The organism is Actinoplanes nipponensis, from assembly GCF_016862275.1.
Lineage (GTDB): Bacteria > Actinomycetota > Actinomycetes > Mycobacteriales > Micromonosporaceae > Actinoplanes > Actinoplanes nipponensis.
Window position 1 is genome coordinate 117,759 of sequence record NZ_BOMQ01000053.1, and the last position, 25,348, is coordinate 143,106.

Annotated in this window: 35 protein-coding genes and 1 riboswitch; of the genes, 13 read left to right on the forward strand and 22 right to left on the reverse strand. The window is 73.6% G+C overall.

The window, feature by feature from the left end:
- Positions 1-80 precede the first annotated feature (80 nt).
- A complete protein-coding gene (locus Ani05nite_RS22125; RefSeq protein WP_203770970.1) occupies positions 81-884 on the reverse strand; it encodes a DUF4097 family beta strand repeat-containing protein in 804 nt (267 codons plus the stop codon).
- Positions 885-995: 111 nt separating this feature from the next.
- On the opposite strand from Ani05nite_RS22125, the gene recO reads away from it, so the two are divergent.
- A complete protein-coding gene (gene recO, locus Ani05nite_RS22130; RefSeq protein WP_203770972.1) occupies positions 996-1,781 on the forward strand; it encodes a DNA repair protein RecO in 786 nt (261 codons plus the stop codon).
- Positions 1,778-2,557 carry an isoprenyl transferase gene (locus Ani05nite_RS22135; RefSeq protein ID WP_203770974.1) on the forward strand — a complete coding sequence of 260 codons (780 nt, stop codon included), beginning with the start codon at positions 1,778-1,780 and terminating at the stop codon, positions 2,555-2,557. The genes recO and Ani05nite_RS22135 overlap by 4 nt, the downstream gene beginning before the upstream one ends.
- A gap of 12 nt (positions 2,558-2,569) precedes the next feature.
- Here Ani05nite_RS22135 and Ani05nite_RS22140 read toward each other — a convergent pair whose 3' ends face one another.
- The 3 genes from Ani05nite_RS22140 to Ani05nite_RS22150 are packed head-to-tail and all read right to left on the reverse strand — an operon-like array spanning position 2,570 to position 4,476.
- A complete protein-coding gene (locus tag Ani05nite_RS22140) occupies positions 2,570-3,229 on the reverse strand; it encodes a haloacid dehalogenase-like hydrolase (RefSeq protein ID WP_203770976.1) in 660 nt (219 codons plus the stop codon).
- A gap of 11 nt (positions 3,230-3,240) precedes the next feature.
- Positions 3,241-3,537, reverse strand: a complete 297-nt coding sequence (locus Ani05nite_RS22145) for an MTH1187 family thiamine-binding protein (RefSeq protein ID WP_203770977.1) — start codon at positions 3,535-3,537, stop codon at positions 3,241-3,243.
- Positions 3,538-3,582: 45 nt separating this feature from the next.
- Positions 3,583-4,476 (reverse strand): LysR family transcriptional regulator, encoded by an 894-nt coding sequence (locus tag Ani05nite_RS22150; RefSeq protein WP_203770980.1) that lies wholly within the window; start codon positions 4,474-4,476, stop codon positions 3,583-3,585.
- A 69-nt stretch (positions 4,477-4,545) separates the two neighbouring features.
- On the opposite strand from Ani05nite_RS22150, the gene Ani05nite_RS22155 reads away from it, so the two are divergent.
- Genes Ani05nite_RS22155 through Ani05nite_RS22165 form a run of 3 tightly spaced genes read left to right on the forward strand, consistent with a single transcriptional unit; the run spans position 4,546 to position 5,845 of the window.
- Entirely contained in the window at positions 4,546-5,061 is a 516-nt protein-coding gene (locus tag Ani05nite_RS22155; RefSeq protein ID WP_239130488.1) for a hypothetical protein, read from the forward strand.
- Positions 5,049-5,366, forward strand: a complete 318-nt coding sequence (locus Ani05nite_RS22160; protein WP_203770982.1) for a GNAT family N-acetyltransferase — start codon at positions 5,049-5,051, stop codon at positions 5,364-5,366. The genes Ani05nite_RS22155 and Ani05nite_RS22160 overlap by 13 nt, the downstream gene beginning before the upstream one ends.
- 56 nt (positions 5,367-5,422) lie before the next feature.
- Positions 5,423-5,845: a RipA family octameric membrane protein gene (locus Ani05nite_RS22165; RefSeq protein WP_203770984.1), complete on the forward strand. Its 423-nt coding sequence runs from the start codon at positions 5,423-5,425 to the stop codon at positions 5,843-5,845.
- A gap of 28 nt (positions 5,846-5,873) precedes the next feature.
- Here the strand turns inward: Ani05nite_RS22165 and Ani05nite_RS22170 are convergent, their stop codons facing one another.
- The 5 genes from Ani05nite_RS22170 to Ani05nite_RS22190 all read right to left on the reverse strand — a co-directional run bounded on the left by Ani05nite_RS22170 (position 5,874) and on the right by Ani05nite_RS22190 (position 11,128).
- Positions 5,874-6,365, reverse strand: coding sequence for a hypothetical protein (locus Ani05nite_RS22170; protein WP_239130490.1), 492 nt, complete (start codon positions 6,363-6,365; stop codon positions 5,874-5,876).
- The gene (locus Ani05nite_RS22175; RefSeq protein WP_203770986.1) at positions 6,362-8,074 is read right to left on the reverse strand and encodes a CehA/McbA family metallohydrolase domain-containing protein; all 1,713 of its coding nucleotides are present in this window, start codon (positions 8,072-8,074) and stop codon (positions 6,362-6,364) included. The genes Ani05nite_RS22170 and Ani05nite_RS22175 overlap by 4 nt, the downstream gene beginning before the upstream one ends.
- A gap of 194 nt (positions 8,075-8,268) precedes the next feature.
- Positions 8,269-9,072 carry an energy-coupling factor transporter transmembrane component T family protein gene (locus tag Ani05nite_RS22180; protein WP_203770988.1) on the reverse strand — a complete coding sequence of 268 codons (804 nt, stop codon included), beginning with the start codon at positions 9,070-9,072 and terminating at the stop codon, positions 8,269-8,271.
- Positions 9,069-10,466: an ABC transporter ATP-binding protein gene (locus tag Ani05nite_RS22185; RefSeq protein ID WP_203770990.1), complete on the reverse strand. Its 1,398-nt coding sequence runs from the start codon at positions 10,464-10,466 to the stop codon at positions 9,069-9,071. The genes Ani05nite_RS22180 and Ani05nite_RS22185 overlap by 4 nt, the downstream gene beginning before the upstream one ends.
- An 89-nt stretch (positions 10,467-10,555) precedes the next feature.
- Positions 10,556-11,128: an ECF transporter S component gene (locus tag Ani05nite_RS22190; protein WP_203770992.1), complete on the reverse strand. Its 573-nt coding sequence runs from the start codon at positions 11,126-11,128 to the stop codon at positions 10,556-10,558.
- A gap of 71 nt (positions 11,129-11,199) precedes the next feature.
- Positions 11,200-11,304, reverse strand: a riboswitch (TPP riboswitch).
- A gap of 155 nt (positions 11,305-11,459) precedes the next feature.
- Between Ani05nite_RS22190 and Ani05nite_RS22195 the strand changes: the two genes are divergently transcribed.
- Together Ani05nite_RS22195 and Ani05nite_RS22200 are read left to right on the forward strand one after the other, a co-directional pair.
- Complete coding sequence (locus Ani05nite_RS22195; protein ID WP_203770994.1) at positions 11,460-12,275, forward strand: alpha/beta fold hydrolase; 816 nt, start codon at positions 11,460-11,462, stop codon at positions 12,273-12,275.
- A 68-nt stretch (positions 12,276-12,343) separates the two neighbouring features.
- Positions 12,344-12,868, forward strand: a complete 525-nt coding sequence (locus Ani05nite_RS22200) for a DUF6328 family protein (RefSeq protein ID WP_203770995.1) — start codon at positions 12,344-12,346, stop codon at positions 12,866-12,868.
- Here Ani05nite_RS22200 and Ani05nite_RS22205 read toward each other — a convergent pair.
- From Ani05nite_RS22205 to Ani05nite_RS22235, 7 genes are all read right to left on the reverse strand, one after another.
- The gene (locus Ani05nite_RS22205) at positions 12,846-13,451 is read right to left on the reverse strand and encodes a hypothetical protein (protein ID WP_239130506.1); all 606 of its coding nucleotides are present in this window, start codon (positions 13,449-13,451) and stop codon (positions 12,846-12,848) included. The two genes, Ani05nite_RS22200 and Ani05nite_RS22205, sit on opposite strands and share 23 nt — an antisense overlap.
- Before the next feature lie 30 nt (positions 13,452-13,481).
- The gene (locus Ani05nite_RS22210; protein WP_203770999.1) at positions 13,482-13,889 is read right to left on the reverse strand and encodes a Fur family transcriptional regulator; all 408 of its coding nucleotides are present in this window, start codon (positions 13,887-13,889) and stop codon (positions 13,482-13,484) included.
- A gap of 88 nt (positions 13,890-13,977) precedes the next feature.
- Entirely contained in the window at positions 13,978-14,274 is a 297-nt protein-coding gene (locus Ani05nite_RS22215; protein WP_203771222.1) for an ArsR/SmtB family transcription factor, read from the reverse strand.
- Positions 14,275-14,291: 17 nt separating this feature from the next.
- Entirely contained in the window at positions 14,292-15,179 is an 888-nt protein-coding gene (locus tag Ani05nite_RS22220) for a metal ABC transporter permease (protein WP_203771001.1), read from the reverse strand.
- Entirely contained in the window at positions 15,179-15,955 is a 777-nt protein-coding gene (locus Ani05nite_RS22225) for a metal ABC transporter ATP-binding protein (protein WP_203771002.1), read from the reverse strand. The genes Ani05nite_RS22220 and Ani05nite_RS22225 overlap by 1 nt, the downstream gene beginning before the upstream one ends.
- Positions 15,952-16,884: a metal ABC transporter substrate-binding protein gene (locus tag Ani05nite_RS22230; RefSeq protein ID WP_377880910.1), complete on the reverse strand. Its 933-nt coding sequence runs from the start codon at positions 16,882-16,884 to the stop codon at positions 15,952-15,954. Before Ani05nite_RS22230 ends, Ani05nite_RS22225 begins: the two co-directional genes overlap by 4 nt.
- Positions 16,885-16,935: 51 nt before the next feature.
- Positions 16,936-17,196, reverse strand: a complete 261-nt coding sequence (locus Ani05nite_RS22235; protein ID WP_203771006.1) for a DUF6703 family protein — start codon at positions 17,194-17,196, stop codon at positions 16,936-16,938.
- 35 nt (positions 17,197-17,231) lie between these two features.
- Between Ani05nite_RS22235 and Ani05nite_RS22240 the strand changes: the two genes are divergently transcribed.
- Genes Ani05nite_RS22240 through Ani05nite_RS22250 form a run of 3 tightly spaced genes read left to right on the forward strand, consistent with a single transcriptional unit; the run spans position 17,232 to position 19,527 of the window.
- Entirely contained in the window at positions 17,232-17,573 is a 342-nt protein-coding gene (locus Ani05nite_RS22240; RefSeq protein ID WP_203771008.1) for an antibiotic biosynthesis monooxygenase family protein, read from the forward strand.
- A 17-nt stretch (positions 17,574-17,590) separates the two neighbouring features.
- Positions 17,591-18,088 carry a hypothetical protein gene (locus tag Ani05nite_RS22245; protein WP_203771009.1) on the forward strand — a complete coding sequence of 166 codons (498 nt, stop codon included), beginning with the start codon at positions 17,591-17,593 and terminating at the stop codon, positions 18,086-18,088.
- Positions 18,089-18,147: 59 nt separating this feature from the next.
- Complete coding sequence (locus Ani05nite_RS22250) at positions 18,148-19,527, forward strand: glycine--tRNA ligase (RefSeq protein ID WP_203771011.1); 1,380 nt, start codon at positions 18,148-18,150, stop codon at positions 19,525-19,527.
- A 4-nt stretch (positions 19,528-19,531) separates the two neighbouring features.
- Here the strand turns inward: Ani05nite_RS22250 and Ani05nite_RS22255 are convergent, their stop codons facing one another.
- The gene (locus tag Ani05nite_RS22255; protein ID WP_203771013.1) at positions 19,532-20,014 is read right to left on the reverse strand and encodes an XdhC family protein; all 483 of its coding nucleotides are present in this window, start codon (positions 20,012-20,014) and stop codon (positions 19,532-19,534) included.
- Between the two features lie 41 nt (positions 20,015-20,055).
- Here Ani05nite_RS22255 and dusB point away from each other — a divergent pair, with 41 nt between their 5' ends.
- Complete coding sequence (gene dusB / locus Ani05nite_RS22260) at positions 20,056-21,198, forward strand: tRNA dihydrouridine synthase DusB (RefSeq protein WP_275410603.1); 1,143 nt, start codon at positions 20,056-20,058, stop codon at positions 21,196-21,198.
- A complete protein-coding gene (locus Ani05nite_RS22265) occupies positions 21,195-21,806 on the forward strand; it encodes an NIPSNAP family protein (RefSeq protein WP_203771016.1) in 612 nt (203 codons plus the stop codon). The genes dusB and Ani05nite_RS22265 overlap by 4 nt, the downstream gene beginning before the upstream one ends.
- Here the strand turns inward: Ani05nite_RS22265 and Ani05nite_RS22270 are convergent.
- On the reverse strand, positions 21,803-22,057 hold the full coding sequence (locus tag Ani05nite_RS22270) for a hypothetical protein (protein WP_203771018.1): 255 nt from the start codon (positions 22,055-22,057) through the stop codon (positions 21,803-21,805). The genes Ani05nite_RS22265 and Ani05nite_RS22270 overlap by 4 nt on opposite strands.
- 64 nt (positions 22,058-22,121) lie before the next feature.
- A complete protein-coding gene (locus Ani05nite_RS22275) occupies positions 22,122-22,694 on the reverse strand; it encodes an alpha/beta hydrolase (protein WP_203771019.1) in 573 nt (190 codons plus the stop codon).
- Between the two features lie 151 nt (positions 22,695-22,845).
- Between Ani05nite_RS22275 and Ani05nite_RS22280 the strand changes: the two genes are divergently transcribed.
- The gene (locus Ani05nite_RS22280) at positions 22,846-23,322 is read left to right on the forward strand and encodes a G5 domain-containing protein (protein WP_203771021.1); all 477 of its coding nucleotides are present in this window, start codon (positions 22,846-22,848) and stop codon (positions 23,320-23,322) included.
- 54 nt (positions 23,323-23,376) lie between these two features.
- Here Ani05nite_RS22280 and Ani05nite_RS22285 read toward each other — a convergent pair whose 3' ends face one another.
- The 3 genes from Ani05nite_RS22285 to Ani05nite_RS22295 are packed head-to-tail and all read right to left on the reverse strand — an operon-like array spanning position 23,377 to position 25,316.
- On the reverse strand, positions 23,377-23,748 hold the full coding sequence (locus Ani05nite_RS22285; RefSeq protein ID WP_203771023.1) for a hypothetical protein: 372 nt from the start codon (positions 23,746-23,748) through the stop codon (positions 23,377-23,379).
- 25 nt (positions 23,749-23,773) lie between these two features.
- Positions 23,774-24,259, reverse strand: a complete 486-nt coding sequence (locus Ani05nite_RS22290) for a roadblock/LC7 domain-containing protein (protein WP_203771025.1) — start codon at positions 24,257-24,259, stop codon at positions 23,774-23,776.
- Between the two features lie 52 nt (positions 24,260-24,311).
- Complete coding sequence (locus tag Ani05nite_RS22295) at positions 24,312-25,316, reverse strand: DUF4388 domain-containing protein (protein ID WP_203771027.1); 1,005 nt, start codon at positions 25,314-25,316, stop codon at positions 24,312-24,314.
- Between the last annotated feature and the right edge of the window lie 32 nt (positions 25,317-25,348).

Sequence of the window (25,348 nt, forward strand, 5' to 3'; positions counted from 1 at the left end):
ACTTGTCGCTGGGGAGCCTAAGCGCCCGGCCGATCCCTCCTGCTCCCGTGTTCGTGCCACCATCCACAGTGCATGATCGGCTAGCTCCCGGGCAGGGCGGTGATGGTCGCGTTCCCGCTGCCGGTCTGCACCTCGATGACGTTCTTGGCCGCCGGGTCGCTGACCAGGCCGATCACCTCGGCGTCGCCGGAACCGTGGTGGGTCGTCACCCGGTAGGCGCCGTCCGGCACCATCAGCTCGACGTTCCCGCTGCCGGTGCGGGCGGTCACCGAGGCAGCCCGGGTCAGCTCGGCGGTGACCTCGCCGGAGCCGGTCTGGACCCGGACCGCCTGGCCGCCGCTGAGACCGTGCGCCTCGATATTGCCCGAGCCCGTCACCAGCGTCACCGGGCCACGCAGGTCGTTCGCCTCGACCTCGCCCGAGCCGGCCTTCAGCGACACCGCGCCGGCGGCCCCGTTGATCAGGGCGTTGCCGGAACCGACGGTGACGTCGGCCGTGCCGATGTCGCTCAGCGTGAGGTTGCCCGAGCCGAGCTTGCCGCGTACCGCCACCCCGGCCGGGGCCTGGATCTCGTACGAGACCCGGCACCGCTGGCCGCAGCTGGTGTCCAGGCTCAGCACCGTGCCCGCCAGCTGGTACGAGGCCCGCGGGTCGTCGGAGCCGTCGGTGCGCACGAGGCGCTTGATCCGGGTCTCCGCGATCGCGGCCGTGGTCACGGTGACGTCACCGCTGCCGCCCGTCAGGACGATCTCGGAGACCTTCACCTTCTCGGTGTCGTCGTAGGTCAGCCGGGCGCCCATCCCGCCGCCGCAGCCGGCCAGGGCGGTCGCGGCCGCGGCGATCAGGGTGACGGCGCCGGCGCGCCGGGCGAGAGTCGGGGTCATGCCCTTGACGCTAGGGCGCGCCCGTACCGGGGCACCATCGGTCCTCCCACTGAGGCGGCCCCGAGAAGACCCTGAGATCCGGGTCAGGGTCTGTCGTACCCACCAGGCAGAATGGCCTGTGTGCCCGCCGGATACCGACGCCAGCTCTACCGCGACGACGCGGTGGTGCTGCGTGTGCAGAAGCTGGGCGAGAGCGACCGGATCATCACCCTGCTGACCCGCCGGCACGGCCGGCTGCGTGCGGTCGCCCGCGGGGTACGCCGCACCAGCAGCAAGTTCGGCGCCCGGCTGGAGCCGTTCGGCCACATCGATCTCCAGCTCGCCGGGTCGCCCGAGGGCGTCGGCAGCAGCCTGCACTCGGTCAGCCAGGTCGAGGCCCTGACGCTGTACGGGAAGAAGTTCCTCACCGACTACCCCCGCTACACCGCGGCCAGCGCCATCGCGGAGACCGCCGAGCGGCTGTCCCCGGTCGAGCGGGAGCCGTCCCTGCGGTTGTTCCAGCTCACCCTGGGCGCGCTCAAGGCGCTGGCCGCCGGGGAGCACGCGAGCAGCCTGGTCCTGGACGCGTACCTGCTGCGCGGCATGAACTTCGCCGGCTGGGCGCCCGCCCTGGGCGAGTGCGCGGTCTGCGGCACCCCGGGGCAGCACGGCGCCTTCTCGGTGCCGGCCGGCGGCGCGGTCTGCCCCGACTGCCGGCCGCCCGGCGCGGCCCACCCGGCCCCGGCCACGGTCGCCCTGATGCAGGCCCTGACCAGCGGCGACTGGCTGCTCGCGGACGCCACCGAACAACCGGTACGCCGCGAGTGCAGCGGACTGGTGGCAGCACACCTGCAGTGGCACATGGAGCGCAACCTGCGCGCCCTGCCGCTGGTCGACCGACGGGAGAGCACTTCGTGACACGTCCGCCCACCCCGCACAGCTCCGGCGCCCGGCCGCCGGCCCTGCCCGCCGCGGCGGTGCCCAAGCACGTGGCGGTGGTGATGGACGGCAACGGCCGCTGGGCCAAGGAGCGCGGCCTGTCCCGCACCAAGGGCCACGAGCAGGGGGAGTACTCGCTCTTCGACACCATCGAGGGCGCGATCGAGCTGGGCATCCCGTACCTGTCGGCGTACGCCTTCTCCACGGAGAACTGGAAGCGCTCGCCGGAGGAGGTCCGCTTCCTGATGGGCTTCAACCGCGACGTCATCCGCCGCCGCCGCGACCAGCTGGTGGAGCTCGGCGTCCGGGTGGTCTGGTCGGGCCGCCCCGGCCGGCTGTGGAAGAGCGTGATCTCCGAGCTGCAGACCGCCGAGGAGATGTCGAAGGACAACAAGACGCTCACCCTGCAGTTCTGCGTCAACTACGGCGGCCACGCCGAGATCGCGGACGCGACGGCGGCGATCGCCCGGGACGTGGCGGCGGGCAAGCTCAGGGCCGACCGGGTCAACGAGAAGACCCTGCGGAAATACCTGTACCACCCGGAGATCCCGGACGTGGACATGTTCCTGCGCCCGTCCGGCGAGGAGCGCACCTCCAACTTCCTGCTCTGGCAGTCGGCGTACGCGGAGCTGGTGTTCCTGGACACCCTGTGGCCGGATTTCGACCGCCGCCACCTCTGGTACGCCTGCGAGCTCTACGCCCGGCGCGACCGCCGCTTCGGCGGGGCGATCCCCAACCCGGTCGCCCCGAAGTGAGCCGCGGCCGCCTCAGGCCGTGATGACGGCGACGGCGGCGTCCACGTCCGACAGGTCGGGCAGCACCGCGTGGGCGCCGGCCAGCACCAGCTCGGCCATGCTCGCGGAGCCGGTCGCCACCGCCACCGCGAGGGCGTCGTTGGCCAGCGCGGCCGACACGTCGTGGGCCGTGTCGCCGATGACGACGGGGCGGAAGCGTTCGCCGTACTTCGCCTCGGCCCGTTGCCGGCAGCGCCGCACCAGCGTGGCCCGCACGCTGTCGTCGGTGCCGTAGCCGCCGATCTCCGCGTCGAAGGCGCCGGTCAGCCCGAACGCGGCGACCTTGGCCGCGGCCACCTGCGGCACGTTGCCGGTGACCAGCGTCTGCACCACGTCGGTCCGGGCGTCCAGCGCGTCCAGCACGGCCCGGACCCCGGGCAGCAGCGTGCCCTGCTCGGCGAACAGGTGTCGGGAGCCGTGCACCTGCTCGACGTAGCGGGCGAAGAACCGTTCCGGCGTGCAGTCGGTGACGCCGTGCGTGGCGAAGACCTCGGCGCAGATGTCCAGGTCGGTGCGCCCGCTGAAGTTCGGCGTGACCCGCCAGGCCACCCCGGTCAGCTCGGTGAAGGCCGCCTTCCAGGCCTGCGCGGCGACCCCGCCGCCGCGCAGCAGCGTGTGGTCGACGTCCCACATGACCAGGCGCCTCACTGTTCGGCCAGCCGCCGTTCGATGTGCGCGACCTTGCCGTGCAGGGCGTCGGTGACCCCCGGCCGGATGTCGGCCTTGAGCGAGACGGTGACCCGCGGCGCGTGGGCGGCAACGGCGTCGACGGCCTGCTTGATGACGGCCATGACCTCGTCCCACTCGCCCTCGACGGTGGTGAACATGGCGTCGGTGCGGTTGGGCAGCCCGGACGCCCGGACCACCCGTACGGCCTCGGCGACCAGGTCACCGACGGAGTCACCGGCGCCGAGCGGGGTGACGGAGAAAGCAACCAGCATGGCCCCATCCTGACAGGTGCCCCGGTCGCGGTGACCGGACTGTGCTCAGCCCCGGCGGGCGCGGGCCGCGGCGGGCGGGCGGATGCGGTCGAGCAGGCCGGTGACCCGCGGGTCGGACAGCGCGGACGGCTGATGGACCACGTGGTAGGTGACCGCCGGCAGGCCGGTGACCGGCCGGGCGACCAGGCCGGGCGGGGCCGGCACGCAGCCGTTGACGATCGCCGGCCCGACCCCGAGGACGACGAACTGCGTGATCAACGGCCAGCCCTCGGCCTCCACGGCTACCGACCAGTCCACGTCCGCGGCGCGCAGGGCCTGCTCCAGCCGTACCCGGTGGGGTCGGTGCCGGGGCGGCACGACCAGGCGCTCGCCCGCCAGGTCGGGCAGCGTCACCGTGCGGCGCCGGGCCAGCCGGTGCGCCGCCGGCACGAACAGCACCTGCGGGAACGTGGCCAGCTCGACGGCGGTCAGGTCGTCGGGCAGCACGTCGAGCACGCCGACCCCGAGGTGGGCCTGCCCGGTGCGGACCGCGGCGAGCATCTGCCGGTGGTCGCAGTTGATCAGGCGGAGCCGGGTGGTTTCCTCGGCCAGCACGGCCCGGATCGTGTCGCCGAGCAGGTAGAGATAGGCGCCCTGGCCCGCCGCCAGGACCACCGGCCGGCCGGGCACCACCCCGGCGAACTCGGCCAGGAAGTCGGCAAGGCGTTCGTCGTGCGCGCGGGCGAAGCGGGCGACCGCCTCGCCGTCCACGGTCAGCACCAGCCGCCGGCCGCTGCGGTGGTAGAGCGGCCGGCCCAGGGCCTGCGCCAGCTTGCGGATCTTCACGTGCAGGGCGGGCTGGGAGATGCGCAGCTGCGCGGCGGCCCGGGTGAAGTTGAGGTGCTCGGCGAAGACGGCGAACGAGGCCAGGGCCTCCGCCGGGACCGCCCGCTCATCCATAACGGCAGACTATAGCTGCGCCTTCATCGATAGTTCTGCTTTAGCCCCGGCGCCGTCACGCTGAGCGGCATGAACACAACGAACATGCGCCTCGGGGTCGACATCGGCCGGGTCATCATCGGCGGCAGCACGGTCCCCGGCGGCAGCGACACCCAGTTCTTCAGCGGCGACACCGCTCGGATGCTGGCGACGCCGGCCGTGCCCGGCGCGTTCGACACCCTGGCCCGCCTGGCGCCGCGCTTCGACCAGGTGTGGCTGATCTCCAAGTGCGGCGAGCGGGTGCAACGCCACACCCGGCAGTGGCTCGACCACCACGACTTCGCCGCCCGTACCGGCATCCCGCGCGACCACCTCCGCTTCTGCCTGCGCCGGCCCGACAAGGCCGGGCACTGCGCGCAGCTGGGGATCACCCACTTCATCGACGACAAACTCGACGTCCACCAGGCGCTGCGCGGGGTGGTCGCGCACCGGTACCTGTTCGGGCCGCAACGCACCCCACCACCGGCCTGGGTGCGGCACACCGGGACATGGCGGGAGGTGGAGGCCGCGATCGGGCGCGATATCGTCGCCGGATGCCCGCGCTGATCGCTCCCACCGCCCGCTTGCACGCGGCCTGGCTCGAGGCGCACGCGGAGTGGGGTCCCGGCCGCCACGAGGACGGTTTCGGGCTGAGCCCGGCCGACGACGTGGCGCGCCGGCGCGGGCTGGCCACCTGGGCGATGAGCCGCATGCTCGACGAGGCGCGGGCGCTGGGGATGCGGCGGGTGCTGGCGGTCTGCGCGCCCGGCAACGCCGCGTCGGCGCGGACCATCGAGCGGTGCGGCGGGGTCCTGGAGGGCGTGGGGGAGACCGGGCACGGCGGCGCCGCGCGGTACTGGATCGACCTCTGACCGAGCGCTTGACGACGTCGGCTGCACTGGCGGCAGGAGCGACGTCAGGAGACGCGATGGACCACGCGCCGGACAGAGCGAACGACATCGAGATCCTCAAGCTGGTGCATTCCCACTTCGATCAGGACCTGCGCCAGTTCTGGGTACGGTCCAACATGTACCTGATCCTGACGGGCGTGCTGGTGTCCGCGTACGCGGCTACCGCGCCCAAGGGTGACTACTCGCTGGTCGTCGGTGTCTTCGGCCTGGTGGTCAGCGTCTTCTGGTTCGCGGTGGCCCGGGCGAGCTACCTGTGGATCTGCGCGTGGCGCGCCGAGCTGTGCCGCCTCGACGAGGAGATCGACCGGTTCCGGGCGATCGCGCGGACGGAACGCCTCCCGCTGCGGCCGCTCGCCTCGGCCACCGGGGTGACCCGATGGTTTCCGCTGGTGGTCGCCGCCGGCTGGACGACCCTGCTGCTGGCCACCGTCACGCACTGACCGGCGTTCCCCGGCGACCCGCTGAGCCTCAGTGGGCGGCGCAGCAGGGCGTCGGATTCCGGGTCTCGAACGGCACCAGCCGCCCACCCGCCGCCGGTGTCGTCGTCAGCGTGAGCACCCCGGCCCGCCACTGCGGCCGGACGAAGCCGCCCGTGTCGATCAGCGTCGCCGGGTCCGCCGCGCCGCCGCCCAGCACCTCGACCCGTTCGATCGCGCTCAGCGCCAGCACCTCGGCCACGGTCAGCGTGCCGACCAGCAGCTCGGCCCCCGGGTACAGCACCGCGCGACCCGACCGCCCGTGCTCGGCGACCGCCGCCGGGCTCGGCGCGCCCAGCTCGGCCGGCGCCTCCCCGGCGAAGACCAGGCTCAGCGCCACGTGCGGCCGGGGCGAGCGGACCAGGTGGGTGCAGGCCAGCACCGGCGCCGGGGACAGCGAGGCCAGCCAGTGTTCCGCCGCGGCCGGGTCCGGATGGTCCCGGGAGACCCCGATGACCACGGCCGCGGCGGAGTGGCCGGTCACCTCGGCAGGACCCAGATCGGGTTGGTGTAGAACCACAGGTCGCCCCACGGGTCGGCGTCGCCGATCACGTCGAGCTTCGGGCCCGCCGGGTCGGCCGCCGCGCCCATCAGGCCGGGCTGGGAGCGCTTGCCGTCGGTGCCACGCAGGCGCAGGTAGAACGGCTGGTCCAGGCGGCCCAGCGGGTAGGTCACGGACAGTCGCCGGGCGCCGGGCGAGACCTCGTAGGACTGCACGACCCGGGTGTCCGGCGCGGTGAAGGTGTCACCGGAGGCGACCGGGCCGGTCACCGAGCCGACGATCACGTCGACCCGGGCCAGCACCGGGATGAACTGCGCCCAGTTCGGCCGGTCCTGCAGGTCGATCTCGACGGTCAGCTCGGTCGCGGTGCCCCGCCTGACGTGCAGGACGCCGCCCAGCGGCGTACCCGTGGCGGCCCGGCGGTCGCCGGCCACCCGGACCCGCGCGTCCAGGCCCTTGATCAGGCGGCCGTGGTCGACCCAGACCCGGCCGGCCCGCAGGCCGTCCATGACCGCCCGGTACGAGAACGACGTCGCGCCGACATTGGTCCGCCCGTAGTAGCCCGGCCAGAAGTCACCGGCCGTGGTGTTGACCTTGCCGGTGTACACCGGGTCCGGGTAGCGGCCGTCGGCCTCGAAGGCGCCGCCCGGCCCCCGCTCGGACTGGTCCAGGTAGTTGACGTGGCTGTCGGAGTTGACCGTGACCCACCAGGCCCGCCCCTCCGACAGCAGGCTGTCCCAGAGGCCGCCGACCGTCGCGGTCATCCAGTCGAAGCCGCCCCAGGTGCGGTAGCTCTCCAGCGGGTAGCCGGCGAACGAGGCCGCCGACGGGCTGTTGTCGTACAGCCCGCGCGCGCCGCCGCGCCCGTTCGGCGCCGGAATGCCGGCGGCCTGGTGGCCGGGGGCGCCCTCCATGCCGATCGCGACCGTCGGGTCGGCGTCGCGCCAGTTGCGGATCTCGTGCGGCGAGTCGATGCCGCGCCGGGCCGGGTGGTTGGCCAGGAACAGCGCCCCGTCGACCTTGCGCCGGCGGACCTGCTCGCCGAGGAACTTGATGCCGGCGATCGCGGTGGCCTCGTTCTGCGCCTCGGTGTTGGTGGCCGGCAGCTGCGAGCCGTCGAAGGTCTGCTCGAACTGCTGGAGCACCGCCACCTCGTGCCGGCCCGGGTGCACGAACACGGTGGCGTGCTCGGCCGCCGGGATGTTCCACTCCAGCCCCTGGAAGGTGAGCAGGTCGGGCAGCTCCCGGCGGGTGGCGAGGATGTCCGGGTTGACCTTGGCCACGCCGATCTTGGCGTGCGCGTTGCTGCCGTGGTCGGTGATCACGACCCAGTCCAGGCCGAACGCGCGCCCGTGGCCGGCCTGGTCGATCACCCGGTACTGGCCGTCGGAGCTGTGCTGGGTGTGGATGTGGTGGTCGCCGGCCAGCCAGCGGAACCCGCCCCGGGCGGTGCCGCCGCCGGCCGGGCCGTGCGAGTGCGGCAGCCCGGCGGCCACGGCGGCCGACGGCGTGGCGAGCACCGAAGCGGCCGCGCCGGCGCCGAGCAGGCCGGCGCCGCGCAGGAAACCCCGGCGCGAGACGTCCGAGGGCGACAGCTCGCCGTCCGGGACGCCCAGGTCAAGAGCCGGGGGTACGTCGCCGGCGGCGCCGTTTCCGGGCGAGTGATCGTGGTGGTGGTGGCCGTGACCCATGTCCCATGGCTCCCGAAGATCGACAAGGATGACCAGGTCAATCTCGCGGGCGCAGCGCAACACCGCGTGGCGCCGGGATGACGGCCCGGCGAACAGGTGGCGGTTTCGGTGGACCGACCGGGTCCGGCCCGACATCCCCGCGTCCCAAGGCCGGCGGGGTGAGCCGCGCCGGCCGCCGTTCGGCCCGGGCGGCGTCAACCGATGATCGGCCGGAACACTCCCAGCAGCACACTCGTGGTCAGCGCGGCGGTCGACAGCAGCATCGCGCCGACCATGAGGGCCACGTCGGCCCGGCCGAGGACCTGCCGGCGGGCGTACGTGCGCGGCGTCCCCGCGTCGAAGCCCCGCGCGTCCATCGCCACCGCCAGCCGCCCGCCGCGCCGCAGCGCGCCGACCAGCAGCGCGAACGCCGTCGAGCCGAACAGCCGCAGCTTGGCCAGCGGGTTGCGCCCGGCGTCGATGCCGCGGGCCCGGCGGGCCAGGCTGAGCATCTGCCACTCCTGGCCGAGCAGCGGCACCAGCCGGAAGGCCGCCAGGGCGCCGATCGCGAACCGGGCCGGCGCGCGGACGTTCTGCACCAGGGCGTCGGCGAGGTCGGTCGGGTCCGTGGTGGCGAACACCATGATGCCCGGCAGCGCGATCGCGAAGATCCGCAGCACCATGCCGAGCGCGGTGACCAGCACGCCGGTCGTCACCGCGAACGGCCCGAGCGTCGCCACCGTCGCCCCGGTCCGCTCGGCGGCGAACAGCACGAGGGTGACCACGATCCCGGCGGCGGCCAGGGCCAGCGGCCAGGCCCGCCGGAACAGCGCGCCGTAGCTCATCCCGAACAGCGGCAGCACCGCCAGCTCGACGGCCAGGGCGAGGGTCGGGGTCAGCGGGTCCAGCGTGGCGATCAGCGGGGCGCTGAACAGCAGGGCGGCGGCGAGCTTGGCCACCGGGTTGCGCCGGGCGAGCAGCGCGGTGCCGGCCTCGAACGTCGGCAGGGTGAGCGTCATGCGGCGCGGGCCAGCCGGTGCACCGAGTCGGCCAGGGCCGCCACGAAGTCCTCGTCGTGGGTGACCGCGACGATGCCGTGGCCGTCGTCGCGCAGCCGGGCCAGCAGGTCGATCAGCTCGATCCAGGTGCGCCGGTCCTGGCCGAAGGTGGGCTCGTCGAGCACCAGCAGCCGGGGCGCGGTGGCCAGGGCCGTCGCGACGCTCAGCCGGCGGGCCTCCCCGCCGGAGAGCGTGTGCGGGTTCGCGCCGGCCAGCTTGGCCAGCCGCAGCCGGTCCAGCAGGTCGTCGACGGTCCGGCCGACCTCGGCCTCGGGGCGGCCCAGCCGGCGCGGGCCCAGCGCCAGCTCGTCGGCGACGCGGTGGGTGACGAACTGGTGCTCCGGGTCCTGGAAGACCGAGCCGATCCGGGCGGTCAGGTCGGCGGCCCGCCACCGGTGCGGCGACCCGCCGGGGGCGGCCTCGATCGTGCCGGACGTGGGTTTCAGCAGCCCGCCCAGCAGCAGGGCCAGGGTGGACTTGCCGGCGCCGTTGGGGCCGGTCACCGCCAGGGCCTCGCCCGCGCGGGCGGTCAGCGTGGCCGGGCCGAGGCGGTCCCTGAGGGTGACGGCGGTGGCGCGTACCAGGGTCTCGCCCGGACCGGTGCGGGCCTGGCGGGGGGCGACCGGGTGACCCGGCACCCACACCCCCTCGTCGGCCAGGCGGTCGCCGTGCGCGGCGAAGACCGCGCCGGGCGGGCCGTCGGCGCGGACCCCGCCCCCCGGCTCCAGCACGACCACCCGGTCGACCAGGGTGAGCGCCTCGGCGACCCGGTGCTCCACGATGATCAGCGTGGTGTCGTCGCCGAGCGCCCGGGTGACCGCGCCACGGATCAGCGCGGCCCCGGCCGGGTCGAGGTTCGCGGTCGGCTCGTCGAGCAGCAGCAGGCCGGGGCGCAGCGCGAGCGTCCCGGCCAGGGCCAGGCGCTGCTGCTCGCCGCCGGACAGCGCGCCGGTGGGCCGGTCCCGGCCGTAGCCGAAGCCGACCCGGTGCAGCGCCTCGTCGACGCGGGGCCAGATCTCGCCGGCCGGTACGCCGCGGTTCTCCAGCCCGAACGCCACGTCGTCGCCGCTGCGCGACATGACCAGCTGGGTCTCGGGGTCCTGGAAGACGATGCCGACGCGCTCACGGGCCTTGCGCGGGTCGAGCCCGTCGATCTCGACCGTGCCCTCGGCCTCGCCGGAGTCCTCGGGCAGCAGGCCCGCCAGCGCCGCCAGCAGTGTGGACTTGCCGGCCCCGGAGGGACCGAGCAGCAGCACCCGCTCGCCGTGCGCGATGCGCAGGTCGACCCCGCGCACCGCCCACGCCTTGCGCCCGGCGTGCCGCCACCCGAACCCCCGCAGGGCCACCTCGCCCATGCTGGGCCTCCTTTGTCATGCCCTCATGGCCTCGCGGTCCTGGCCGCCGCCCGCCGCCGGCGCGCGACGCTCGGGGCAACCGGTCATGACTAGACGGCGGCGCGTTCGCGGCCCGAGGCGAACCGGTCCAGCACCCCGGTCTGGGCCAGCGCCCGGACCAGCAGGATGCTGCCCAGCCCGGCCACCAGCACGGAACTGACCGCGGTGATGCCGATGTAGGGCAGCCGCAGCGTCGCCCAGGACGTCCCGCCGTACCAGACGAAGGCGTCGTAGACGGACGCGGCGATCCCGGCGGCGGCCGCCGCCAGCAGCGCGACCGGCAGGTTCCACACCTTGTACGCGAACGCGGCGAAGACCAGCTCGGCCGCGGCCGCCTCAAGCGGGCCCTGCAGCACCAGGGTCCAGCCCCAGCTGGTGCCGAGCGCGACCGACACCAGGGCGGCCAGGGTGAGGGTGTAGAACGCGGCGCCCGGCTTGCGGATCACCAGGGCGCCCAGGACGGCCGGCACCAGCCAGACGCCGTACAGGATGGCCCGGCCGGGCAGCGGGATGGCGTCCGCCGGGCCGTTCCAGAGCAGGCCCCAGGCCCAGAAGATGACCCCGAACGCGACCGCGATGATCGAGGCGATGACGATGTCGATGGTGCGCCAACGGTTGTTCATGATGTGCCTCCCAGCTGGTACCGGGAGGAGACGCGGCGCCGCGGCCGGGGACGTCTCCCGGTCACGGCGCGGCTGGAGAAAGACCGAGCTCCCTGCGCTGGCATTACCCAGATCAGGTTCGAGGGTCTGCGGTGTCACCCGCACTCTCAGCGCTGTGCGCTCCCCTGTCGGTGAAGTTTGTTAGCGACCTACCTCGAGCTGCACATCGCGTAGGCGATGCACCGCGTCTGGGCCGTCGCTGACAAACTTCATTTGCAAATTCGTCGGACTGCTTGTGCTTCGATGAACGCTAACACCGTACGGCTGTACGGAACAGCGTAGGAGGCGTCACATGCAGATCCAGGCCAGAGGGTTCACCTTCGACGTCTACGAGGGCGGCCCGGCCGACGGCGCTCCGGTGCTCCTGCTGCACGGCTTCCCGCAGGATCACCGCGAGTTCGACCTGATCCTGCCCCGGCTGCACGCGGCCGGCCTGCGCACGTACGCGCTGGACCAGCGGGGCTACTCGCCCGGCGCGCGGCCCGCCGCGGTCGCCGACTACCGCCTCGGCGAGGCGACCGCCGACGCCGTCGCGGTGCTCGACGCGCTCGGGGTGGACCGGGCGCACGTCGTCGGGCACGACTGGGGGGCGCAGGTGGCCTGGCTGCTGGCCGCCCAGCACCCCGACCGGGTCAGCACGCTCACCGCCGTCTCGGTGCCGCACCCACGCGGGCTGGGTGTCGCCCTGAGCAACCAGCCGTCGCAGAAGCTGCGGTTCGCCTACATGGGGGTGTTCCGGTCGCCGGTCGCGGAGCGGCTGCTGCTCGGCGCGAACGGCACGGTGCTGCGCCAGATGATGCGCCCGATCGGCGCCCGGGCCGGCCTGTACGCCACGGCCATGCGCGAGCCGGGCCGGCTCACCGGCGCCCTGAACTGGTACCGCGCCCTCAACCGGGGCCAGCTCGGCGCGGTCGGCAAGATCACCGTGCCCACCACGTACGTGTGGAGCGACGGCGACCCGGTGGTCGGCCGGCCGGCCGCGCTGGCCACCGCGAGCTGGGTGGCGGCCGACTACCGGTTCGTCACGCTGCGCGGGATCGGGCACTGGATCCCCGAGGAGGCGCCCCGCGCGCTGGCCGACGTCACCCTGGCCCGGATCGGCGTTTGACGCTGTTCACCAGCGGGAAACCATGCGGCCACCGAGGAGGAGGTTCGATGGCCGCCGAGAAGCGACGGATGAAGCACGAATCGGAGAAGCAGCGGTGGGACCGGAACTTCGCGGACCTGCTGCAGGAGCTGCGCGTGGCACAGACGGGCGTGCAGATCCTCTTCGCGTTCCTGCTGACCCTGCCGTTCAGCAACGGCTTCCCCAAGACCACGGCCTTCCAGAAGGACACGTACATCGTGGCGCTGCTGGCCGCCGCGGCCGCCACCGCGATGATCATCTCGCCGGTGGCGTTCCACCGGGCGCTGTTCCGCCAGGGCCGCAAGCCGGAGCTGGTCCGGTACGCGCACAAGATGGCCACCGGCGGCCTGGCGTTCATGCTGATCTCGATGGTCAGCAGCGTGCTGCTGATCACTGACTACCTGGTCAGCCGCTGGGTGGCGCTGGTGCTGACCGGCATCGCCGCGGCGTTCTTCCTGACCTTCTGGGCCGCCGTCCCCTGGGCCCGCCGCAACTGGGTCGACGACGACGACGAGGACGACGACGCGGAGTTCGGGGAGCAGGCGGCCGAGCCTAGCGAGGCCGCGCGGGCCTGAGCCCGAGATCCTTCAGCTCGAGGGCGGCCAGCGCCCGCACCGCGGCGGCGTCGCCGTTGCGCCACGACTGGGCGATGTCCGGGCCCAGCTTGGTGAGCTCGTTCAGCGGCCGGCCGGCCAGGGCCCGCAACGCCAGCAGGTCCTGGCCGGCCGGCTCGTCGCGGACCTTGGCGGCCACCGCGGCCCGGCGCATCCAGCGCAGCCGGGCCGGCAGCCAGAGGAACAGCACGAGCGCCAGCGGGACGGCGACGATCAGCAGGGCCATGGTCAGCGCCAGGTTGTCCACGACCTCCTGCTGCTGGCGGCCGGCCTCGGCCAGGGAGTTGGCGGCCTCGGCGGCGCTGTTGAAGGGCGCGGTCAGGTCGTCGCCGACCAGCGGCACCCGGCCCACCTTGCCGCCGATGTCGCCCAGGTTGCCGGCGATGCCGGTGCCCGCCTCCTGCAGCTTCTGCCCGGGGACGCCGAGTTTCTCGACCATGTCGTTGATCCAGACGCCGGCCCGGATCCACGCGTAGATCCAGAACACGACCAGGAGATCGGTGAGCAGCTGGCGGACGGCGGTGGGCAGCCGGTCGGCGTACATCTTCACGCGCGACAGCGTCCCACGGAGCGGCTAGGAACGCTTGGCCGCGCACTCCGGGCAGGTGCCGAAGATCTCCATGGTGTGCGAAACGTCGACGAAGCCGTGCCGGCCGGCGACCTTCTCCGCCCAGGTCTCGACGGCCGGGCCCTCCACCTCGACGGCCCGCCCGCAGGAGCGGCACACCAGGTGATGGTGGTGGCCCTGGCTGCACCGGCGGTAGAGGTGCTCGCCGCCGGGCGGGCGCATCACGTCGATCTCGCCGGCGTCGGCCAGGCCCTGCAGCGTGCGGTAGACGGTGGTCAGGCCCACGCGCTCGCCGCGCTCGCGCAGGATGGCGTGCAGGTCCTGGGCGCTGTTGAAGCCCTCGGCGTCGGCGAGGACCGCGCTGACCGCACTGCGCTGCTTGGTGTTCCGGACGACGGTGCTGTCCTCGCTCACGAGGCTGTGCCTCCTTTCGTCATGCGCTCCCGGCCCTCGCGGTCCCGGCCGCGGGGCGTTGCGGCCAGGCGTCGCTCGGTGCAGTCGCTCATGACCCTTCCCTCGCGTGGCTGACGGCGTCGGCGACGATGTGGGCCACGTGTTCGTCCACGAGTGAGTATGCGATCTCGCGGCCCCGCCGGGCCCCGCGCACCACGCCGGCGCCGCGCAGCACCCGCAGGTGCTGCGAGACCAGCGGCTGGGGCGCGCCGAGCTTCTCCACCAGCTCGTGCACGCACCGTTCGCCCGCGCCGAGCTCCGCGACGATCGCCACCCGGATCGGCGCCGACAGCGCCCGCAGCAGCTCGCCGGCCGCCTCGTACGCCTCGTAGCCGGTCGTGGTCACCGGGTTCACGTTACTGCTCACGGTTGCGTCCGCAGCACGACCTCGGGCGGTTCGAGCTGCGCCGCGGTGCGCTGGTGGGCCGGGTGCAGCCGGCGGCGCAGCATCCGCCAGGTGCCCGCGGCCACGGTCACCGCGACGAAGGCGGCGATGGCCAGGATGACGATGGTGGCGCCCGGCGCGGTGTCCACCTCGCCGGCCACCCACACACCGGCGGCGGCCGCGGTCACGCCGATCACCATGGCCGCGGCCATGGTGGCGCGGAACCCGCGGGTGACCTGCTGGGCGGCCGCCACCGGCACCACCATCAGCGCGCTGACCAGCAGCAGGCCGACGGTGCGCATGGCGATCGTGACGGTCACGGCGGTGGTCACGGCCATCAGCAGATTGAGGGTACGGACCGGAAGGCCGGACACCCGCGCGTACTCCTCGTCGTGGCAGACGGCGAACAGCGCCTGCCGCAGGCCCAGCATCGCCACCAGCACCGCGACGCCGAGCCCGGCGATGACGATCAGGTCCGGCCGCGACGTGGTGGTCAGCGAGCCGAACAGGAACTGCATCAGGTTGGCGTTGCTGCTGTCGTCGGAGAGCCCGACCAGCATCACGCCGCCCGCGATGCCGCCGTAGAACAGCAGCGCCAGGGCCAGGTCGCCGGAGGTGCGGCCGCGCTCGCGCACCAGCTCCACCCCGATCGCGCCGACCACGGCGACGACCACCGCGGTGAGCACGGGGGACTGGTTCAGCAGCAGGCCCACGCCGACCCCGGTGAGCGCTACGTGGCCGATGCCGTCGCCGATCAGCGACAGCCGCCGCTGCACCAGGTAGATGCCCAGCGCCGGCGCGATCAGCCCGATGATCAGCGCGCCGACCAGCGCGCGCACCATGAAGTCGTAGGCGAACAGGTCCATCAGCCGGCCATTCGATCGGTGGGCGCCACGCAGATCCCGGCCCGCTCGGCCTCGGCGTGCGGGTGGACGTGGTCGTGGCCGGGCTCGGCGTGGTGCCCGGCGGGCTCGGGCACCGCGCCCTCGTAGGCGATCCGGCCGTGGTGCACCACGACCGCCTTGTCGATGAGCGGCTCGATCGGACCGAGCTCGTGGGCGACCAGCACGATCGTGCCGCCCCGCCCGGCGAAGCGGCCCAGCGCGCCGGCGAACGCGTCCTGGCTGGCGACGTCCACGCCGGCGGTGGGCTCGTCCAGGATCAGCAGGTCGGGTCGCCCGGCCAGGGCCCGGGCGATCAGGGTGCGCTGCTGCTGGCCGCCGGACAGGGTGCCGACCGGGTCGGCGATCCGGTCCAGCAGGCCCACGTCGGTCAGCGCCGCGCGGACCGCCTCCCGGTCGGCCGCGCCGGCCGGGCGGAAGATGCCCCGGCGGGCCAGCCGCCCGGAGGCCACGACCTCGCCGACGGTCGCGGGCACGCCGCTGCCGGCGCCCATCCGCTGCGGGACGTAGCCGATCCGGGCCCACTGCCGGAACCGGCGCTGCGGGGTGCCGAAGAGGGTGACCTCTCCGGCCTCCAGCGGCACCAGGCCGAGGACCGCCCGGATCAGGGTGGACTTGCCGGAGCCGTTGGCGCCCAGGACGGCCACGACCTGACCCGGCTGGACGTCCAGGTCGATGTCGTGCAGGACGGCGCGGCCGCCGTACGAGACGGCGGCGTGCGAGACGGTCAGGACGCTCATGACGGACATCCCAGGGCTGCGGTCAGGGCGCTGAGGTTGGCGCGCATGACGGTGAAGTAGTCCGAGCCCGCTTCGGTGATGCCCTCGATGGGGTCGAGGACCGCCGTCCGGGCGCCGACCTCGCGGGCGATGGTCTCGGCGACCTTGGGGCTCACCAGCGTCTCGAAGAAGATGGTGGTGGTGCCGGTGGACCGGGCCTGCTCGGCCACCCGGGCCAGGCGCTGCGGCGACGGCTCGGACTCCGGCGAGATGCCGGTGATGCCGACCTCGGTGAGCCCGTAGCGGTCCGCGAGGTAGTGGAACGCGGTGTGGCTGGTGACGATCTCCCGCCGCGCGCAGGTCCTCAGGGCGGCGGCGTACTCGGCGTTCAGCTTGTCCAGCTCGCCGTGCAGCGTCGCCGCCCGCGCGGTGTACTGGGCCGCCCGGGCCGGGTCGGCCTGTCCCAGGCGCTCGGCGAGCTTGTCGGCGATCGTGGCGAACCGCACCGGGTCGAGCCAGACGTGCGGGTCCTTCGCGCCCTCGGCGTGCTCGGGCTCGCCGGGCACGTGCTCGTGCTCGTCGGCGGCCGGGCTCAGCAGCGGCACCACCGAGCCCACGTCCAGCGCCCGGTCCGCGGCCTCCTGGGCGACCGCCTCATCGACCGCCGGCTGGAAGCCCGCGAGGTGCACGACGAGCCCGGCGTCGCTGATCGCGGCGACCTGGCGGGGATTGAGCTCGACGTCGTGCGGCTCGGACCCGGGCTTGGTCAGCTCGGTGACCGTGACGGCGTCCGCCCCGATGCGCCGGGCGAGGAACTCCAGCGGGTAGAAGGCGGTCACCACGGCCAGGCGCCCGTCCGCGCCGAACCCGCCCGACTCGTCGCCGCAGCCGGCGCCGGCGGCCGCCAGCAGGACGGCGGCGGTGGCCGCGAGCAGGCGACGGCGGGGCATCATGCCACCCACTGTGCGCCGTATTGGTAATGATTGTCAAAAGCGCATGAGTCAGATCGCCTTGGCCACGACCGCGGCGAACAGCAGCGCCAGCATGATCACGCGGACCGCGCGGACCGACGGCGACTGCACCGGCCACGTCGTGAAGGTCAGCGCGACCAGCGCGGCGCCCAGCAGGAACAGCAGCGCGGCGCCGATGATGCCGGGCAGGAACAGGCCGGCCAGCAGCACCGCGAGGGCCACCACGAAGGCCGTCGTCGGGTTGACCCGGGCCAGCCGGCGCAGCAGGTTGTCGGACGGGGACGGTGTCACGTCGGCGCCTCTCCTCGGTGCGTAGGCTCAGCCCCATGCTGGTGCTCAACCGCTTCGTCGTTCCACCGGACACGCAGGACTCGTTCACCGGACGGGCGCACGCCGCCCTCGCCGCCCTCGCGGAACGGCCCGGCTATCTCTCCGGCCGGCTCACCCGCGCGCTGGACGACCCGGCCTACTGGACCCTGGTCACCGAATGGGAGTCCGTGGGAGCCTACCGGCGCGCGCTCGGCGGCTTCGACGTGAAGGTGCACGCCACCCCGCTGCTGTCGGAGTCGCTGGACGAGCCGTCCGCGTTCGAGACCCTGGCCTCGGCCGGGCCGGGCGGCGCGGTCGAGGTGACGGCCAGCGACCGGGCCGCGGAACCCTGGCGCTGAGCCGTACGCTTGATCCCATGACCCTCCTCGGGCAGCAGCCGCCACCGCCGCCGCAGGGCCCGGGTGTGTTCCCGCCCTTCCCCGCACCGCCGGTCGAGGGCCGGGGCCGGCGCGTCGGCCTGGGCCTCGGGCTCGGCGCCGGCGTCCTCGTGCTGGTCTGCGGCGGCGGGGTGGCCGCCGCGGTCGGGCTCACCACCGTGATGACCAGCGCCCTCAACGAGCAGGCCGAGGTGGTCGTGGGCGACTACCTCGACGCGCTGCGCGACCGCGAGTGGTCCCAGGCCTACGACCAGCTCTGCGACGAGGCCAAGGGCGAGGAGAGCGAGTCCCAGTTCATCAGCCGGGTCTCCACCGGCGAGCCGATCACCTCCTGGGACGTGGGCGAGGTCGAGCTGGTCCGGCTGTCCGCGCCGGTCGCGGTCACCTACGCCGACGGCGACACCGCCGACCTGCGCGCCTATCTGGGGCAGGACCGCCAGACGGGCGGGTTCGAGGTGTGCAGCGTCGAGGAGTAATCTCCTCATTTTGTCCGACTCCGACGTCCCCGCCGACAACCAGCCGGCGTAGGAGGAACATGCCCGCCGAACGTATCGACGCCGTCGTCAGCCTGGCCAAGCGCCGGGGCTTCGTCTTTCCCTCCAGCGAGATCTACGGGGGCACCCGGTCGGCGTGGGACTACGGTCCGCTCGGCGTGGCGCTGAAGGAGAACGTCCGCCAGCAGTGGTGGAAGACGATGGTCCAGCAGCGCGACGACATCGTCGGCCTGGACTCCGCCGTCATCCTGGCCCGCGACGTGTGGGCCGCCTCCGGGCACCTCGAGGCGTTCGTCGACCCGCTGACCGAGTGCCAGTCGTGCCACAAGCGGTTCCGCGCCGACCACCTGGAGGAGGCGTACGAGCACAAGCACGGCACGCCGCCCGGGTCGCTGACCGAGCTGAACTGCCCCAACTGCGGCAACAAGGGCACCTTCACCGAGCCGAAGATGTTCAACGGCCTGATGAAGACGTACCTGGGCCCGACCGAGAGCGCCGAGGGGCTGCACTACCTGCGCCCCGAGACCGCCCAGGGCATCTTCGTCAACTACAACAACGTGGCGACCGCCGCCCGCAAGAAGCCGCCGTTCGGCATCGCGCAGGTCGGCAAGTCGTTCCGCAACGAGATCACCCCGGGCAACTTCATCTTCCGGACCCGCGAGTTCGAGCAGATGGAGATGGAGTTCTTCGTCCCGCCGGGCTCCGACGAGCAGTGGCACGAGTACTGGCTGCAGCAGCGCTGGGACTGGTACCGCGACCTCGGCCTGTCCGAGGGCAACCTGCGCTTCTTCGAGCACCCGAAGGAGAAGCTGTCGCACTACTCGAAGCGGACCGTCGACATCGAGTACCGCTTCCAGTTCGGCGGCACCGACTTCGCCGAGCTCGAGGGCATCGCCAACCGCACCGACTTCGACCTGACCACCCACTCCAAGCACTCCGGGGTGGACCTGAGCTTCTTCGACCAGGAGAAGCAGGAGCGCTGGGTGCCGTACGTCATCGAGCCCGCGGCCGGCCTGACCCGCGCGGTGCTGGCCTTCCTGCTCGAGGCGTACGACGAGGACGAGGCGCCCAACACCAAGGGCGGCGTGGACAAGCGCACGGTCATGCGCTTCGACCCGCGGCTCGCCCCGATCAAGGTCGCCGTGCTGCCGCTGTCACGCAACCCGGAGCTGTCGCCCAAGGCCCGCGGCCTGGCCGACCTGCTGCGCAAGCGCTGGATGGTGGAGTTCGACGACTCGCAGGCGATCGGGCGCCGCTACCGGCGCCAGGACGAGATCGGCACGCCGTTCTGCGTCACGGTCGACTTCGACACCCTCACCGACGACGCGGTGACGGTCCGCGACCGCGACACCATGAAGCAGGAGCGGGTGGCGCTGGACCAGATCGAGCGCTACCTGATCGAGCGTCTGCCCGGCTGCTGAGCGGTCAGAACTCGAAGCCTCCTGGCCGGTCGTTGCGATCGGCCAGGAGGCCGGCCAGGATCGCCACGGCGATCTCGGCCGGGGCGCGGCTGCCGATGTTCAGCCCGACCGGGCGGTGCACCCGGGCGATGTCCTCGTCGCCGACGCCGAGCTCCTTGAGCGCCGCGACGTGCGGGCCCTCGTGCTTGGGGTTGCCCACGATGCCCACCCAGCGGGGGCGGCCGGCCAGCACCTCCTTGAGCACCGCGCCGATCTCCGGCCGGTGGTGATCGGTCAGCACGACGTCGGTGTGCTCGTCGATGCGGGCCGCCGCGAGGTCGCTGACGAAGGTGTCGCCGTGCGGCCGCGGCGGGCCGAGCAGCCGGGTCGGGTCGGGCTCGACCAGCACCGAGCGGAAACCGAGTTCGACGCCGAAGCGCAGCAGCACCTCGGCGACCGGCGAGGAGAAGACGGCGACCAGGCGCCGGGGGTTCTGCTTGGGGTCCACGTTTTGACTCTGCCAGAAGGGCGTGTGCCATGCTCGACGGCGTGACTTCCGCTCTCACCACCGCGCCGCTGACGCTGGGCAAACACGAGGTGTGGCCGCCCGTGGTCCTGGCGCCGATGGCCGGCATCACCAACGTCGCGTTCCGCAAGCTCTGCCGCGAGCAGGGCGGCGGCGTCTACGTCTGCGAAATGATCACCACGCGGGCCCTGGTCGAGCAGATCCCGAAGACGCTGAAGATGATCGCGTTCGGCCCGGACGAGGAGTTCCGCAGCCTCCAGCTCTACGGCGTGGACCCGGACGTGACCGCCCGGGCCGTGCGGATGGTCGCCGAGGAGGGCTGGGCCGACCACATCGACCTCAACTTCGGCTGCCCGGTGCCGAAGGTCACCCGCCGCGGCGGCGGCAGCGCCCTGCCCTGGCGGCGCAAGCTGTTCGGCCGCATCGTCAAGCAGGCGGTCGAGGCGGCGGCGCCGGCCGGCATCCCGCTGACCATCAAGATGCGCAAGGGCATCGACGAGGACCACCTGACCTACGTCGAGGCCGGGCTGATCGCTCAGGAGGCCGGCGTGGCGGCGGTGGCGCTGCACGCCCGTACGGCGGAGCAGCGCTACTCGGGCACCGCCGACTGGGACGCGATCGCCACCCTCAAGCAGGCGCTGGACGTGCCGGTGCTGGGCAACGGCGACATCTGGGAGGCGTCGGACGCCATCCGGATGGTCGAGCACACCGGCGTCGACGGCGTGGTCGTGGGCCGCGGCTGCCTGGGCCGGCCCTGGCTGTTCAAGGACCTGCAGGCGGCGTTCGAGGGCCGGGTCTCGCAGGAGCTGCCCACGCTGGGCGAGGTCGCGGCGATCATGTCCCGGCACGCCCACCTGCTGGTGCAGGCGCTGGGCGACGAGCGCCACGGCTGCGCGGACTTCCGCAAGCACATCGCCTGGTACCTGAAGGGCTTCCCGGTCGGCGGCGACCTGCGCCGGGCCCTGGCCATGGTCAAGTCGCTGGCCGAGCTGGACGGCCTGCTGGCGCAGCTGGAACACGACGCGCCGTTCCCGCGCGAGTCGCTGGGTCAGCCCCGCGGCCGGATCAACGCGCCGGGCAAGGTGTCGCTGCCGTACGGCTGGCTGGAGAGCCGCGACGACGACACGGTGCCCGAGGGCGCCGAGATGGAGAACAGCGGAGGATGACGTACCCGATCGTGGAGCTGCGGCAGTACACGCTGCACCCGGGCCGGCGCGACGAGCTGATCGAGCTGTTCGACCGCGAGCTGGTGGAAACCCAGGAGGACGCCGGGATGGCGGTGCTGGGCCAGTTCCGCGACCTGCGCGACCCGGACCGGTTCGTCTGGCTGCGCGGCTTCGCGGACATGCCCGCCCGGGCGGCGGCCCTGGCCCGCTTCTACGGCGGACCGGTCTGGGCGGCACATCGCGACGCGGCGAACGCCACGATGATCGACTTCGACGACGTGTTGCTGCTCCGGCCGCTGGGTGCGGGCTTCCCGGTGCCGGCGACCCGCGGTTCGGCGCTGCCCTCGTCCCGTTTCGTAGCGACCCTGCACTTCGCCGACGCGCCGTTCGAGACGTTCCCGGAGCCGGAGCTGCCGCCGCTGGCGAGCTTCACGACGGCGTACGAGAAGAACACCTTCCCGGCGCTGCCGGTCCGCGAGGGGGAGCACGCGTACGTGTGGTTCGCCCGTTTCGACGACCAGGACGCGATGGACGAGCACCTCGCGCGGGTCGACCCGGCGGCGACGGTGCTGCCGCTGGCCCCGACCGCCCGGTCCCGGCTGCGCTAGACGTACGCCGTGCCGCCGTCCGCCGCCAGGCCGGCCGCGATCTCGGCCATGACCCCGCGCCACTGCCGTTCGTCCTGCGGCGGCAGCACGTCGTCCCACACCGGCAGGCACGTGCCCCGCAGCTGCATCATCCCGGCCTGCCGGGCGATCAGCCACAGGTGCAGGTGCGCGCCGCCGTCGCCCCACTTGTCGACGTGCACCGGGGCGATCCCGCCCAGGGCCATGACGGCCCGCTCGACCCGCTGCAGCATGGGCCCGGGCTCGGCGGACCGCTCCGGCGGCAGGTCGTGCAGGTCGTAGTGGCACTCGAGGCGCTCACCACGTGCCCACGAAGGCGTCCACGGCGGCGGTGACGTCGCGGAGCACCTCCACCGACCGCACCGGGTCGTCAGCGATCTCCATGCTGTGGTCGGCGTCGCGGGCCTCGTGCACCGGCCGGCCGAGATCGCGGGCGATCCCGGGGTCCCACGAGGGGTCGGCCACGCTGCCGACCAGCAGGAACGGCGCCGTGGCGCGGCGCAGGTCGGCCGGCAGCGGCGAATCCCGCAGCACGGGGGTGAGCCAGACGGCGGGCAGGCTCCGGTCCGCCGCGACCCCGGCGGCGAAGGCGCCCATCGACTTGCCGACCAGGGCGATGTCCGGCGTGCTCTCCTGGTCGAGCAGCCGGCTGACGTGCGCCTGGACGAAGGTCCGCAGCCGGGTGGACCAGGCGTGCCAGTCCTGGCCGGCCGGCTCCGGCGGGCGCTCGGGCCAGCGGACCTCCCGGGTCGTCCAGCCGTGCTTGTGGAGCACGGCGCGGGCGAAGTGCAGCAGCGGCCGTTCCGGTGAGTAGCGGAGGCCGGGAAGCAGGAGCGCGAGCCGCGGTGACGGCGATCCTCTGTCGGGCACGCCGCGATGGTATGCCGCAGCCGCATGCCCGCCAGGGCGACGGGCCTCGGGCCGGGTGGCGGCACACCGGGTGACCGCAGCCGTCTGCTCGGGCCCGGCAAACGCCCGAATGGCTGATCTCGGGCGGGAACCGGACCTCCACAATGTGCGAGTGGAAAACCAGACATCGGTGTGGACCCGGCTGAGCGCCGTGCAGAAGGCCGGCATCGCCGTCGCGACCGTGGCGCTGAGCGCCGCCGGGGCGTTCGGGGTGGTGCGGGCGGTCGGCGGCGACTCCGGCCCGTCCGCGGCGACCCCGGCCTGGCAGCCGGTGGCCTCGGCCCCGGCCGCCGCGGGTTCGGCGCCGGCGTCCGCGGCCGTCCCGTCGTCCGGGGTGCAGAAGCGCAAGATCACCGAGACCGAGCCGATCAGGTTCACCTCGCGCACGGTCAAGGACAACTGGCTGCCCAAGGGTGTCCGGGAGCCGCGCACCGCCGGCATCGACGGGGTGCGGACCAAGACGTACGAGGTGACCTTCGTCGACGGGCGCGAGACCAAGCGCAAGCTGCTCAAGTCCGTGGTGACCCGCGAGCCGGTGCCCCAGGTGGTCGCGGTCGGCACCAACACCGGGCCGGACAGCTCCCGGTAGCCGCCGGCCGGGCGGCGGGGAGGACGCGCCGCGCCGTTCCCCGCCGCCGGCCGGTCACACGTCGAGGTCGTTCTCGATGCGCTTGAGCTGGTGCCGGGCCATCGCCAGGTTCGAGCGGTCCCGGCGCAGCGCCACGTACAGGAACAACCCCTTGCCGGACCGGCTGGTCAGCGGCCGGATCAGGTGGTACTGGCTGTCCAGCGTGATGAGGATGTCCTCGATCTTCTCCGTGATGTTGAGCATCTCCATCGCCCGCAGCTTGGCGCGGACCACGTCCGTGTTGCCCGCCGCCGCGACCGTCAGGTCGAGCTCCTTGCCGCCGCCGACCGTGCCCAGCGCCATGCCGCTGGTGTGGTCGACCAGCGCGACGCCGACCGCGCCGTCGATGTCCATGATCTCTTTGAGTGCGGTGTCCATGTCAGCCATGAGATTCCTCTTTCGTGGGGTGGGGTCAGCCGGCTTGCCGGCCGCGGAAGGTGCCCTGCAGGGTCGCCATCGGCGTGCGCCGGGCCAGCGGTATCGACGGCCCGCTGCGGGCCGGGAGCGGTTGGTGGTCCGGCGCCGGCGCCTCGAGGACGAGGATCGCCACCAGCCGCCGGACCGCCCGGCGGGCCTCGAGATGGACCATGGCCAGGTTGGCGTTCCCGGACGTGACCAGCGTCAGCAGGGCGTTCGGGCCCGCGGTGTACGAGGTGATGTATCCGCCGTCGCACTCGACCACGGACTCACGCAGCTCGCCGTGGTTGACGGCGTGCGCGAAGCGGCGGGCGAGGGCGAGGTGGGCGGCGGCCAGGGCAGCCAGGCTGTCCGGCTCGATGCCGTGCGCATCGTGCGCGACGACCATGCCGTCGGTGGTGGCCAGGACACTGCCGGAGAGCTCGGGCACCCTGGCGCGCAGCCGGCCGAGCTCGGTCAGTACTGCCGGATCCACCGTCATCCTCGGTCTCTCCTTCCTGGTTCGGGCCGTCTTCCGCAGGGCGGCGCCCGCGTCATCGCAGGGCTTTCAGCGCGGTGCGGATCCGTTTGAGCAGCACCTCGTCGGTGCCGGGGTGCATCTGCGTGGTGTCCGCGGCGATCTCCTTGGGCAGCTTCGCCCCCGGCTTGCGCCGGGCCAGCCGCGGCGGCCGGTACCCCGGCCCGGTCTCCGTGGCCGCCCCGGGCGGGTCACCCGAGGCCGGGGCCGGTCGCTGCCCGACGATGATGGGTACGGTCGGACCGTCCCCGGGCAGCCGGGCCGGCCGGGGTACGTCCACAGCGGTGCCCCGGACCCGCGGCGGCCGGACCAGGTCGGGGCCGTCGCCGGCGCGCTCGCGTACCCGCGGGGGCTCGATCAGGCCGAGCGCCGCCAGCCGGCGCAGCTCCTGGATCGTGGCGTAGCCGGCCCGGCCGAGCAGCTGGGCCAGGTCCGCCGGGGTGCGCTGGCCGTCGGCGTGCACCAGCAGCTCCCACTGCGCCGCGGTGAGCGTGATCCGTTCGACCGGCGGGCGGGGCACCGGGATCACCGGGGCCGTGTCGAGCTGCGGGTGCGGGTAGATCTCGTCCAGCAGCCGGCCCCGGCGGCGGGCCTCGCGGACCACCGCGGCGGGGTCGACCTGCACGATCCGGCCCAGCCAGTGCGCGGCGCCGGCCAGGAACTCGACCGGCGCCGAGGCGGGGCCGAGGGCGAAGTACGCCGCGTCGTAGGTCGCGCCGAGCACGCACAGCTCCAGCTCGCCCTGGGTCAGGTGCCCCTGCTCGAGCAGGATCGGCCCGACCCGGGCGTGCGAGGTGCCGGCGTCCAGGGCGGCCTGCCAGGTGCGCGCGGCCAGCCGGCCGGAGGCCGTCAGCAGTTCGCCGACGCCGGGCGCGGCCGGCGACTCGGCGTAGGTCACCTGTCCCTCGGTGAGGTAGACGGTGCCGCCGGGCTGGCCGCCCACCACCAGCGCGCCGGTCTGCCGCTCGCCCGCTGCCTGCGTGAGCAGGCGCCCGGGCGCAGCGGTCTTCGAGGCCTTCACCGTCACTCCTTCCCACCGGGTCGGTACGCGGC